The sequence below is a fragment of the Rhodoplanes sp. Z2-YC6860 genome (assembly GCF_001579845.1).
Classification (GTDB): Bacteria; Pseudomonadota; Alphaproteobacteria; order Rhizobiales; family Xanthobacteraceae; genus Z2-YC6860.
On sequence record NZ_CP007440.1, the window covers coordinates 6,378,816 to 6,390,821 of the forward strand.

Consider the following 12,006-nt stretch of genomic DNA (forward strand, 5'->3'; position numbering starts at 1 on the left):
CCTCAATCATCTGGGGAGGCGATCATGCGACATCACTTTCGACTGCCGCTCTTTGTATGTGTGTTTGTCATGCTCGCCTCTTCGATCATGGCGCATGCGCAGGGCGTGATCTCCGAACGCAACATCTCGACACCGCTGGCGCGCGCGATTGCAGACGCCGCCATGGAATGCTCCGCGAACGGCGTGGGTCTATCGGTCGCAGTGGTCGATCGTGCGGGCCTGGTCCGCGTCTGGATTCGCGGCGACGGCTCGCCGCCGCACGGCTTCGATCTGGCGCGTCGAAAGGCCTACACGGCCAGAACATTCCGGCAGACATCGCTCGAATGGGCCAAGCGCAGCGAAACCGCACTTGCCGGCCAGCGCGGCCTCGCCGACGTGATCCCGCTCGGCGGCGGCGTGCCGATCAAGATTGGCGACGAAACCATCGGCGCGGTCGGCGTCAGCGGATCGTCCCAGGAGGGTGACGAGAACTGCGCCAAGGCTGCGATCGCCAAGGTGTCGGATCAGCTCAAATAGCCGCGTCGTTTGTTGCGATTGCGCTTGCCGCTTTCCACGGGCGAGAACGGTGCGCCGCATAGCTGATCCGTCAAGTGACGCTTTGACGTTGACGGCAGCCCCGATAGGCTCCCTCCTTCGCCAGATCGATATGTGCAGGGAGAGCACCATGGCCGACGATTTCGAGAACCATTGCTGGAAGGACACCGTGCCGCCGGACGTCCTCGACATCTATAAGCACTATTCGCGGAAGACGTTTGTTGGTCCTTCGCCGGCGCTGCTCGCCATCGACCTCTACGAGCTCGCGTATCAGGGCGGCGCCAAGCCCGTGGCACAGCTCCACAACACCTATCCGTCGACGTGCGGCGAGAATGCTCATGCGGCGATCGAGCCGACCAAGCGGCTGTTCGCCGCGGCGCGTGCAGCCGGCATCCCGATCTTCTATACGACCTCGGACACCCGCCTCGACAGCATCCCCTCGCGCGTAACCGCGACGCGGCGTCAGCGCGTGCAGCTCGATCCGGATCTCTATCAGATCAGGCCGGAGTTCAAGCCGCAGACCGGCGACGTCGTCATCACCAAGCAGCGCGCCTCGGCCTTCTACGGCACGCCGATCATGGCGCATCTGACACAGCTCGGCATCCAGAGCATCATCGTCTGCGGCGAAAGCACGTCGGGCTGCGTGCGGGCGTCTTCGGTCGATGCCTATTCGGCCGGTTTCCACGTCACGGTGGTCGAGGAATGCTGCTTCGATCGCAGCATGCTGTCGCACAAGGTCAACCTGTTCGACATGCACCACAAATACACCGACGTGATGCGCGTCGACGAGGTCGTGAAACACCTCGACGGTCTCGCGGTGAAAAAGGCGAGCTGACCATGAAGCCGCGCTCCTACGGTCCGTTTCCCTACTCGCCGATCATCGACCGCCCGCGGCTGGAATGGCCGGGAGGCGCGCATGTCGCGCTCTGGATCATTCCCAACATCGAATACTTCTCGATGCTGGAGAAGCCCGGCGGCTACGGCGCAGGCGCCAAGATTCCCGACGTCGTGATGTGGAGCGAGCGCGATTACGGCAACCGCGTCGGCGTGTTCCGCATCATGGACACGCTCGACAAGTATGACATTCGCGGCACGGTCGCGCTCAACTCGAACCTCTGTGCGGAACATCCTCGCATCATGGAGGAAGGCGAGAAGCGCAAGTGGGAGTGGATGGGCCACAACGAGAGCAACACGCGCCGGCTGAATGAGGCTGGTCCCGGTGAAGAGGCGCAGATCGTCCGCAACACCTTCTCGACCATCGAAAAGCACACCGGCAAGCGGCCCACAGGCTGGCTCAGTTCAGGCCTTCAGGAGACCTGGGACTCGCTCGACCACCTGATCGACAACGGCTGCGAGTATGTCGCCGACTGGTGCAATGACGACCAGCCTTACCAGATGACGTTGGACGACGGCCGCACCATCGTCTCCATGCCTTATACCCAGCAACTCAATGACAAATCGGCGATTGAGCGACGTTTGGTCTCAGCCGACGGCTTCGCCAAGATGATCTGCGACCAGTTCGACGTGCTTTATAAAGAGGGTGCCAAGTCCGGCCGCGTCATGGCGATCGCTTTGCACCCCTATTTGATTGGTGTGCCGCACCGGATCGGCGCCTTCGACGCAGCGTTGAAATACATCTGTAAGCACAAGAAGGTCTGGAAGGCGACCGGCTCGGAAATTGCAAGGCATTACCTGGCTCAGATGGACGGTGTGCCGGAGAGCAAGACGCCCGCGAGGAAGCGGGCGGCAGGAGGGCGAAAATGACGTACTCGCGGCGCGTTGCCTTGGCGCTGTTGCTGCTCGGTTCGAGCTTGGCGACGCAGCCATCCGCACGCGCCGCCGATACGGTCACCATCGGCACAGTGGGCTCGGCCTCGTCCAATATCTGGCCGGTGTTCATCGGCCAGAAGAAGGGCTTCTTTGCCGCCGAGAACATCAACCTCGACGTCGTTTACGTACAGTCGAGCGCAAATCTTGTGCAGCAGCTCGCAGCAGGCTCTCTCGACATCACCATGTCGACCGGCCTGGTTGATCCGATCCGCGCGGCATCACAGAAAGCGCCGGTGGCGATCGTGCGGCTCGAACTGCAGGCACCACCCTATGCGCTCATCTCCAAGCCTTCGATCAAGACCATCAAGGATCTCAAGGGCAAGGTGATCTCGATTGGCGGTCCCAAGGACATCACCAAGATCTACATCGAGCGCATGCTTGAGCCGAACGGCGTCAAACCCGGCGAGTTCGACACTGTGTTTGCCGGCGCAACTGCGGCGCGCGCCTCTGCCTTGCAGGCCGGAGCCGTGGACGCGACTCTCGTGGTGCCGCCATATAACTTCCAGGCAGTGGCGGCGGGCTACAACGAACTTGGACTAACCGTCGACTACGCGCCCGAGCTGCCGTTCTCGGGCTCGATCGTCAATCGCACCTGGGCAGGGAACAACAAAGACCTGTTGCGGCGGATGCTCGCCGCTCATCTGAAGAGTGTGGCTTGGTTCTACGATCCAGCCAATCGGGCCGAAGCCGTGCAGATTCTGGCCGACGTAAGCAAAATCAAGCTCGAGGATTGCGAAAAGTCCTACGACTTCCTGATCAAGGGCAAGTTCTTCGAGTCGAAGGGCGAGCTGTCACGCACCAAGCTGAATGCAATCGTCAAGGCCATGCAGCAGCTCGGCGATCTGCCAGCGGATTTCGACACCACCACGCTGGTCTTGCCCGATATCGTCAAGCTCACCGATTGATCAGACCGCAAGCGATGGGGCCCACGATGAAGCGTCTGATGTCTGCGGCAATTATTCTCGCTCTGGCATCGTTCGCGCGGCCCGCGACAGCCGCCGAGACTGTCACGCTGATCTCGGTCGGCTCGTCATCGGCGAATTTCTGGCCGAGTGCGGTCGCGCAGGAGAAAGGCCTCTTCGCAGCGGCCGGCCTGACGCCCGACATCGTCTACGCACAGTCGAACGCCGCGGTGATCCAGCAGGTCGCCGCGGGATCGGCGAATTTCTCCACAAATTCCGGGCTGGTCGACCCGATCCGCGCCATCGAAAAGGGCGCGCCGCTCGCGCTCATCCGGCTCGAGGTCCAGGCGCCGCCCTACGCGTTGCTCGGCAAGCCCGGCCTGAAGAGCATCGGCGAGCTCAAAGGCAAGATGATCTCGGTCGGCGGCGCCAAAGACATCACGCGCATTTTCGTCGAACGGATGCTCGCGCCGAACGGCGTCAAGCCCGGCGAGTTCGATATGACCTTCGCCGGCGCCACGTCGGCACGCTACTCAGCGCTGCAGGCCGGCGCCGTCGATGCGGCGATCCTGACGCCGCCGTTCAGCTTCAACGCCCAGTCGGCGGGCTTCACGCTCCTCGGCAACACCGTCGATTATGTCGACATGCCGTTCGCCGGCATCAGCGTGAACACCAACTGGGCCGCCAGCAACAAGGCCACGGTGCAGAAGGTGATCGAGGTCTACAACAAGAGCATGGCTTGGCTCTACGATCCGGCCAATCGCAACGAGGCGGTGCAGATTCTGATGAAGGTCTCAAAAATCAAGCAATCCGACGTTGAGCTCGCCTACGACTTCCTGATCAAAGGAAAGTATCTCGAAGCGACCGGCAAAATTTCCAAATCGAAACTCGGCACGCTGGTCGATGCGCTGAAGTCGCTGGGCGACATTCCGCAGGACTTTTCCGTAGACCGGCTGTTCCTGCCCGGCGTAACGCAGATCGCCGACTGACATGCTGAAGCATCTGCGCGAGAACTATCTGGCCAGCTTTCTTTCCGTTGCGGGAGGCCTGCTGCTTTGGGAGCTGGTGAGCCGCTTCCTGATCGCCAATGCGCTGTTTCTGGCGTCGCCATCGCAGATCGTCGTGGCGATCTGGAAGCTCAGCCTGACCGGCGAGTTGGGGCGCCATATCGTCGTCAGCGCGCAGGAGTTCGCGCTGGGCTACGTGATCGCAAGCGCGATCGGCATCGCCTTCGGCTTCGGCATGGCGAGCAGCGTGCGCTTCAAACAGGCGCTGCAGCCCTGGATCTCCGGCTTCTACGCGACGCCCACGATCGCGCTGGCGCCGCTGTTCATCCTGTGGCTAGGCATCGGCATCTGGTCGAAGGTGCTGGTGGTGATCTTCCTGGTGCTGTTCCCGGTGACGATCAACACCGAGGCCGGATTGCGCACCACCAGCGACCGGCTGGTCGAGATGCTGCGGAGCTTCGGTGCGAGCGGCAGCCAGATCTTCTTCAAGGTGTCGCTGCCCTCGGCCCTGCCCTTCATCCTGGCCGGCCTTAAGCTCGGCATCGGCCGCGGTCTCATTGGCGTGGTGGTGGCCGAGTTGTTCGGCTCCCGCGCCGGCCTCGGCCGGCTGATCAGCCAGTCGGCCGACGCGTTCAACATGCCGGACCTGTTCGCCGGCGTGATCATTCTGGCGATCGCCGGCATCGCCATGACGGCCGGCTTCGGCTGGATGGAAAAGAAACTCGTGCCCTGGACGAAGGACTGAACCATGGCGCGCAAGCTCGAAATTACAGGCCTCAGCAAGCGGTTCGGCGATCTCGAAGCGCTCAGAGAACTCAGCCTCGCGGTCGACAGCGGCGAGTTCATCGCCGTAGTCGGGCCGAGCGGCTGCGGCAAGACCACGTTCCTGCGCATGGTCGCGGGGCTCGAGCCCCCGACCTCGGGCACCATCATGCTGGACGGGCAGCCGCTGCGCGGCCCGGGCGGCCGCCGCGGCTTCGTGTTCCAGAACGACAGCCTGCTGCCCTGGCGCACCGTGCTGTCGAACACGCTGATCGGACCCGAAGTGGCTGGCCGCGTCGGCGCGGCGGAGCGCAAGCGCGCCCTCGACCTGCTCAAGCTCGTCGGACTCGCCGGCTTCGAGAACTACCACCCGCGCCAGCTTTCCGGCGGCATGCGGCAGCGCGTGAACCTCGCGCGCGCGCTCGCGATCGATCCCGAAGTGCTGCTGATGGACGAGCCGTTCGCGGCGCTCGACGCCCAGACCCGCGAGATCATGCAGACCGAGCTGCTGCGCATCTGGGAGCAAGGCCGCAAGACCGTCGTGTTCGTCACCCATCAGATCGACGAAGCGGTGTTCCTCGCCGACCGCGTGCTGGTGTTCGCGCGACGGCCAGGCCGCCTCCAGGAGGCCGTGAAGATCGATCTCCCCCGCCCGCGCGAGCTCGACATCAAGCGCAAGCCGGAGTTCGTCGCCTATGTGGATCACATCTGGAAGCTGATCGAGGACGACGTGCGGGCGTCGGTCATCGAAGAGCACGGCTGACGGATGATCTGCCTCCGGGTTAGTACGGATGGCAACACTCCCGCGAGCGGCTAAATTCAGCGACATTGAACACTCTCACGAGAGGTTCCCATGCGAAAATTTTGGCGCGACATCGTCAACTTCTTCCTTGCGGCGCTTGGCGCAGAACCGGTCCTGGTGCCGATCAGGTCCACGGCGCACGCGCAGATGCAACGCCGGCTTCGGCAGCTTCGCCAGCGGTAATCCCCCCCTCCCGACCAGACCGCGGCCAGCGCCACAGTTCCCGCGGAACGTATCGGTTGCCGGCGGGTTTGCTGGTTGTCCGGACAGATGGGGGTCACAAGCCCCCACAGCGAGAGGCCCGACTGCCGAGTGCAACGGGCCTCTTGTCGTTTGGCCCGCCGCCTGGGCCGACGGCGCAAAAGCGCCCCGAATAGCCGGGACAGCCGCCGGCTTTGAGCTACAATCCCCTGTCGGTGTTTGGAACTTGCGGTCGCGCCTGCAGCGCCCGCCGCCAGTTCCGATGGCGTCATTGGGGAGACAGGCGTGAACTCGATCCTTCGCATCGGCGGACTGGTGCTGGCCGCCACCATCGCAATCACCCATCCGGCGAGCGCACAGGACAAGATCCTGCTGCGCTTCTCGACCGCAGCACCGCCTCCCGACTTCCTTTCCAAATCGCTGGAACGCTTCAAGGAAGAGGTTGACAAGGCCGCGCCGGGCCAATTCGAGGTGCGGTTGCATCCCGGATCGAGCCTGTTCCGCCAGGGCACCGAAGTGCCGGCGATCCAGCGCGGCAATCTCGAAATGAGCACCATGACGACCTTCGAGGTCGCGCAGCAGATCCCGGAATGGGGCTTCCTCAACCGCGCCTTCCTGTTCCGCGATTGGGACCACGTCGCCAAGGTGATGAAAGGTCCGATCGGCGAGCGGTACAAGAAAGACGTCGCCGACAAGATGGACATCGTGATCCTCGCGCCGACCTATCTCGGCACGCGGCAGCTCAATTTGCGCACCAAGCGCGACGTCAAGGCGCCGGCCGATCTCAACGGCGTCAAGCTGCGCATGACCGGCGGTCCGGAGTGGCTCCTTCTCGGCGAGGCGCTCGGCGTCACGCCGACGCCCATGGCGATGCCGGAGGTGTATCTGGCGCTCAAGACCGGCTCGATCGACGGCCAGGAAAATCCGCTGACCATCATGAACGCGGCAAAGTTCTATGAGGTCACCGAGCAGGTGGTGCTGACCGCTCACCTCGTTCAGCCGGTGTTCTATGCGCTTCGCAAGCAGACCTGGGACAAGCTCTCGGCCGAGCAGAAAAAGGTCGTGACCGCCGCGGCCGCGACAGCCGCGACGCAGAACAACGAGGCGCGGCTGAACGACGAGAAGCAGGTCGCCGAGCGGCTGAAGACGCAAGGGCTGATCGTCAGCACGGTCGACCTGAAGCCGTTCACCGATCACGCCGACAAGGTCTACGCCGCCTCGGACTTCGCCAAGGCCTGGAACAAGGACCTGCTGCAGCAGACTGTCGCCACGAAGTGATCGCACGGCTGCTCCGTTATTCGAGCACCGCGGCGGAGGCTATCTCGGCCGCAGCCTTCGCGGCGATGTTCCTGTTGTTCCTCGCCGGCATCGCGGCGCGCTACCTGTTCGGCAAGCCCATCATCTGGGCCGACGAAGTCATCATGGTGATCTTCCTGTGGCTCGTCTTCCTCACCGAGGCCTTTGTCATCACCGAGCGCGAGCAGGTCACCTTCGACGGCATCTATGACCTGGTCGGCGAGCGCGGGCGCCGCATCATCCAGGCGCTGGGCGCGCTTCTCGTTGCCGTGATGTTCCTCGTGGCGCTGCCGACCGTCTACGACTTCGTGCGCTTTCTCTGGCGCGAGCGCACCAACGCGCTGCAATGGCGGCTCGACATCGTCTACTCCTGCTTCGTGGTGTTCTGGATCTCGGTGATCGTTCGCGCCACGCTCAAGCTCGTGCGGCTCGCCTGCCCGAACTGGCGCGACGAGGTCGCCGTGGTGCGCGCCGACGAGCGCGCCAACGTGCTGGGCTGAGGGGCCGCCGACGTGCTGCGCGATCCGATCCTCCTGATGTGCGCGGCCTTCATCGTGTTCGCGATGCTGCGCTTTTCCATCGCGCTGATGATGTTCGGCTGCGGCCTCGTCTATCTCTGGACGAGCCAGCAGGACATCGGCCTGATCGTCGACCAGACGCTCAATTCGGCGTTCCAGCTCAACGTGCTGCTGGCGATTCCAATGTTCGTTCTCGCCGGCAACGTGATGAACGCCGCGACCATCTCGGAGCGCATCTGGGCCGCGGCCGACGCGGTGATCGGCCGCACGCGCGCCGGCCTCGGCCACGTCACCGTGCTGATGAACGTCGTGATCTCGAGCATGTCGGGCAGCGCCGTGAGCGACGCCGCCGGCGCCGGCATGGTCGCAATCCACATGATGCGCAAGGTCGGCAACTATCCGGGCGGACTTGCGGTCGCGATCACGGCTGCGGCCTCCTGCCTCGGCCCGATCATTCCGCCGTCGATCCCGATGGTGATCTACGCGATCCTGAGCGGCGTCTCGGTCGGCGCGCTGTTCCTGTCGGGCGTGATCCCCGGCCTCCTGATGGCGGTAAGCCTGATGCTGCTCATCGCCTGGGTCGGCCGCCGTCGCGGCCTCCCCTACGGCAATGCCGTGCCGCTTCGCGAATTGCCGGGCGTGTTCGGCCGCGCACTCATCCCGTTCTCGCTGCCGGTGGTGCTTCTCGGCGGCATTTGGGGCGGCATCTTCACGCCCACCGAAGCCGCCGCGGTCGCGGCGTTCTGGGCGATGCTCATTGGCGTCGGCATCTACCGCAATCTCGGACTGAAAGCCCTCTACGCGGTGTTCGTGCTCTCCGCGCGACAATCCACCGTGGTGATGATGCTGATCGTATCGTCCTTCATCGTGAACTTCGCGCTGGAGCGCGAGGGCGTGGCGCAAGGGCTTGCCGCATGGATCACGAGTTTCAACTTCACGCCGCTCGGCTTCCAGCTCGCCGTCAACGTGATGTTCCTGATCCTCGGCACCGTGCTCGACGGCGCCGTGATGCTTTTGGTGTTCGTGCCGGTGCTGCTGCCCGCCGCGAAGAGCCTCGGCATCGACCTCGTTCACTTCGGGCTCGTCGTCATCCTCAACTTCATGATCGCGCAGATCACGCCGCCTTATGGCTTGATCCTGTTCGTGCTGTCGGCGCTGACCGGCGTGCCGATGCGCGAGATCAATCGCGAGATCTGGCAGTTCTGCGTGCCGCTGACGATCGTGCTGTTTCTCCTGATCCTGTTCCCGGCGATCACGCTCTGGCTGCCCTGGACCTTCGGCTACAAAGGCTAAAGCGTTTTCCACTTGCGTAGCAGCGCATCCGCGCAACACGCAGGCTGTCACCCCCGGGCAGGTGCGGCGTATGGCGCCTCGATCAACAAAGGCGGTCGTCACCCCCGCGCTTGACGCGGGGGCCCATACGCTGGTGCGACAAAGCACACGCGTACGACTGCCTGCGCAGAAGCTGCTCATGGATTGCCGCGTCAAGCGCGGCAATGACACCGCCTTGGGGTTGGCGGCGACGACTAAAGATTCAATTGTCAAACAGCCCGCGCTCCTGAGCGCATCCCATCAACATCCATCCAGGCGTGATTCATCGGCCCCTTCAGATCAGGCGCGGGGCCAGCGCCTCTCTCTTTTCCTTCCCCTCACAGAGTGAGGGAGCGGAGCGCCGAGACGGCGCAGATATCTGGGCGCTTTGCGAGGGCGCCCGCGGACCTTTGCGATCAGGCCCGCTCGCCTCCCGGCGCTCCACTTGTGGCGATTTATTGCGAGGCCACCGTTCGAGATTCGATCGGACCGGCTGGGCTTTCACCCACCATGCTCCAGGGGCATTTGCGCCCGCTTTCACCCGACCGCGCCCTGCCACTGAAGGCGGCCCCCTCATCGGGGACGGACGATGACCTCGCACCCTGGGACGTGGTCACGAGCCACGCCTGCAGGCGCCACACCCCGCTCCGCCAAATAGACGTCTCTAGATGACGCCCTCAACGAACGAGGCAAGTTCGCGTCTACACGTGATTTGCGGGAATGCAAACGAAAAAAGCGCTCGCGAGGCCGACCAACATTGATGCGGCGCGCTTCAGGCTGCCACGGCTGGGATCGGCCGCTGGCCGCGGATCGCCATGCGGCGGAGGACGCGCCGCTCGGCCGGATCGAAGTCGGTGCGCGCGTGGAGCGTGCAGCGGTTGTCCCAGATGAGAAGATCGCCCGGACGCCAGACATGCTCGTAGATGTGCTCGGGCTTCTCCGAGGCGAGGCAAAGCTCCTCGATGATCGCATCGCTTTCCGCGCGCGGCAGGCCGACGACACTATCCGCCATCAGCCGGTTCACCAGAAGGCAGCGCCGGCCGGTCTCCGGATGCACAATCACAGCCGGATGGATGTAGCGTGGCGCATCGGCCCAGTCGGTCGGCGCCTTGCGGTTGGCGTTCTTCTCGTAATCGTAGAGGAACAACACCTGCATCCGCTCGGCACGCTGGCGCAACGCAGCCGGCAGCGAGTCGTGGGCCGCATAGGTGCTGGAGAACAGCGTGTTGCCGCCCTTCGATGGAATCTCGATGCCATAGAGCACGGCGCCCTTGGCCGGGTTCTCGTAGTAGCACTGGTCGGCGTGGAACTGCATGTCGCCTTCCGGCAGTTCGCCGCGCTGGCCGTCGATGGTGGCGTTGGCGATCCACATCACCGGGTTGTTGGGATCGCGCTGACCGGGCCGCGACCGCGGCGGCTGGATCTCGCCGAACATCGTCGTAAAGCGGCGCTGGTCGTCGGCGGTAAGGTTCTGGCCGCGGACCACGAGCACCAGATGCTTGAGCCAGGCGGCATAGAGCGCGTCGCGAGTCTCCGCATCGACCTCGCGGGAGAAATCCACGCCGCGGATTTCCGCGCCCACGTGAGCGCTCAACGGGATGACCTCAAACATGTTCGCCTCCATGTTCTGTTCGCACATGTCCTGCGCGCAAATCTGTGCGCATCCCGGACCGGCTCGATCAGAGCCGGTAGCCGAAGATGTCGCAATCGGTGCGCTTCTCGACGTAACGGCCGAACCGGAATTTGAGCTCCGGTCCATCGAACGGCGGCTGCTCGAGCTTCTGCTCGGCGTCCGAGAACGGCTCGACCTCCAGCACCACGAAGGTGTGCCCGCTGCTGTTGCCGGACACGACGCTCGGGAAATCCCGTTCGAGCGCGTTCAGATCGCGGAACTCGAACACCCGCTCCAGCCCCATCGCACGCGCGATGGCGCCATAGTCGTTGTCGGAGAAATTCGGCAGCTCGGCGTTGGATGTGGCGCCATAGACGCGGTTCGACACCAGGATGTGCGTGAGGTTCGGCAGGTTCATCTGCCGCTCGACCATCAGCATGCCGGGATTCATGCAGAACGCGCCGTCACCCATGAAGGCCCAGATCTTCAGCTCGGGCCGCGCCAGCGCCAGTCCCGACGAGAACATCGTCGAGAGGCTCATCGAGGCATCGAGATAGAACGTCGCTTCGGTGTCGCGCGTTGCGGCCCACCAGGCCTGGCCGGAATTGCCCGCCGAGGTGACGACGATTTCGTCCTTGCGGTGCTTGGCGAGCGTGCGGAAGGCGTCGAGATATTTCATCAGTGTCCTCCCGCCTGCCCGCGGAGCAGATCGCGCGTGAGCAGCACCACCATCGGGCGCGAGAACGTGCGCGTGTGATGATAGCTGCGAGAGATCAGGCCGATATCCTCGGGATCGTCGATCACCTGATATGGCATGTTGATCGCATCGAGCACCGGCCGCAGATACAGGCCGTTGGAAATGTGGTGCTTGTGATGGTCGCCGCCTGCGCCGCGCAAGGTCAGCAGCAGGAACAGCGGGATCTCATAGGTGTAGTTGATCTTGGTGATGGCGTAGATCACCGTCATGAAGCCCGAAGCGCCCATCAGCGCCGCCGAACCCATCGCGCCCATATAGGCGCCGGAGCAGAGCCCGATCGCCGACTCCTCGCGATTGACCGGCACGTGGGTGAAACGCTTGTCGGCGTCGATCAGCTTGATGACGTTCATCAGCCAGTTGTCAGGCAGGCTCGCGACGAGCTTGACGTCGCAAGCCGCGAGCTCGTCGGCAATCCGCTTGGCGACATCGGGCGCTTTGCTGTTCATCGGTTGAGGTTTCCACTCTTGAATTGCA

Annotated in this window: 14 protein-coding genes; 11 read left to right on the plus strand and 3 right to left on the minus strand. The window is 63.7% G+C overall.

Annotated elements, in window-relative coordinates:
• Window positions 1-24 precede the first annotated feature (24 nt).
• The 11 genes from RHPLAN_RS29815 (at window position 25) to RHPLAN_RS29860 (ending at window position 9,145) form a co-directional block, all read left to right on the plus strand.
• A complete protein-coding gene (locus tag RHPLAN_RS29815) occupies window positions 25-516 on the plus strand; it encodes a GlcG/HbpS family heme-binding protein (RefSeq protein ID WP_084245864.1) in 492 nt (163 codons plus the stop codon).
• Window positions 517-664: 148 nt separating this feature from the next.
• Complete coding sequence (locus tag RHPLAN_RS29820; protein WP_068026075.1) at window positions 665-1,369, plus strand: isochorismatase family protein; 705 nt, start codon at window positions 665-667, stop codon at window positions 1,367-1,369.
• A 2-nt stretch (window positions 1,370-1,371) separates the two neighbouring features.
• Complete coding sequence (locus RHPLAN_RS29825; RefSeq protein ID WP_068026077.1) at window positions 1,372-2,298, plus strand: polysaccharide deacetylase family protein; 927 nt, start codon at window positions 1,372-1,374, stop codon at window positions 2,296-2,298.
• Window positions 2,295-3,269 (plus strand): ABC transporter substrate-binding protein, encoded by a 975-nt coding sequence (locus RHPLAN_RS29830; protein WP_084245868.1) that lies wholly within the window; start codon window positions 2,295-2,297, stop codon window positions 3,267-3,269. The genes RHPLAN_RS29825 and RHPLAN_RS29830 overlap by 4 nt, the downstream gene beginning before the upstream one ends.
• A 38-nt stretch (window positions 3,270-3,307) precedes the next feature.
• On the plus strand, window positions 3,308-4,255 hold the full coding sequence (locus tag RHPLAN_RS29835) for an ABC transporter substrate-binding protein (protein ID WP_198164557.1): 948 nt from the start codon (window positions 3,308-3,310) through the stop codon (window positions 4,253-4,255).
• Between the two features lies 1 nt (window position 4,256).
• Window positions 4,257-5,018: an ABC transporter permease gene (locus RHPLAN_RS29840; protein WP_068026085.1), complete on the plus strand. Its 762-nt coding sequence runs from the start codon at window positions 4,257-4,259 to the stop codon at window positions 5,016-5,018.
• Between the two features lie 3 nt (window positions 5,019-5,021).
• Complete coding sequence (locus RHPLAN_RS29845) at window positions 5,022-5,798, plus strand: ABC transporter ATP-binding protein (RefSeq protein ID WP_068026088.1); 777 nt, start codon at window positions 5,022-5,024, stop codon at window positions 5,796-5,798.
• A gap of 90 nt (window positions 5,799-5,888) precedes the next feature.
• Entirely contained in the window at window positions 5,889-6,020 is a 132-nt protein-coding gene (locus RHPLAN_RS40830) for a hypothetical protein (RefSeq protein ID WP_257730310.1), read from the plus strand.
• A 303-nt stretch (window positions 6,021-6,323) separates the two neighbouring features.
• Window positions 6,324-7,316 carry a DctP family TRAP transporter solute-binding subunit gene (locus tag RHPLAN_RS29850; protein WP_198164558.1) on the plus strand — a complete coding sequence of 331 codons (993 nt, stop codon included), beginning with the start codon at window positions 6,324-6,326 and terminating at the stop codon, window positions 7,314-7,316.
• Complete coding sequence (locus RHPLAN_RS29855; RefSeq protein WP_068026094.1) at window positions 7,313-7,834, plus strand: TRAP transporter small permease; 522 nt, start codon at window positions 7,313-7,315, stop codon at window positions 7,832-7,834. Before RHPLAN_RS29850 ends, RHPLAN_RS29855 begins: the two co-directional genes overlap by 4 nt.
• 12 nt (window positions 7,835-7,846) lie before the next feature.
• The gene (locus RHPLAN_RS29860) at window positions 7,847-9,145 is read left to right on the plus strand and encodes a TRAP transporter large permease (protein ID WP_068026097.1); all 1,299 of its coding nucleotides are present in this window, start codon (window positions 7,847-7,849) and stop codon (window positions 9,143-9,145) included.
• A 790-nt stretch (window positions 9,146-9,935) separates the two neighbouring features.
• Here the strand turns inward: RHPLAN_RS29860 and RHPLAN_RS29865 are convergent.
• From RHPLAN_RS29865 to RHPLAN_RS29875, 3 genes are all read right to left on the minus strand, one after another.
• Complete coding sequence (locus RHPLAN_RS29865; protein WP_198164559.1) at window positions 9,936-10,775, minus strand: TauD/TfdA dioxygenase family protein; 840 nt, start codon at window positions 10,773-10,775, stop codon at window positions 9,936-9,938.
• A 67-nt stretch (window positions 10,776-10,842) separates the two neighbouring features.
• Window positions 10,843-11,454 (minus strand): thiamine pyrophosphate-dependent enzyme, encoded by a 612-nt coding sequence (locus RHPLAN_RS29870; protein WP_068026104.1) that lies wholly within the window; start codon window positions 11,452-11,454, stop codon window positions 10,843-10,845.
• Window positions 11,454-11,978 carry a hypothetical protein gene (locus RHPLAN_RS29875; RefSeq protein ID WP_068026107.1) on the minus strand — a complete coding sequence of 175 codons (525 nt, stop codon included), beginning with the start codon at window positions 11,976-11,978 and terminating at the stop codon, window positions 11,454-11,456. Before RHPLAN_RS29875 ends, RHPLAN_RS29870 begins: the two co-directional genes overlap by 1 nt.
• Window positions 11,979-12,006: the final 28 nt, after the last annotated feature.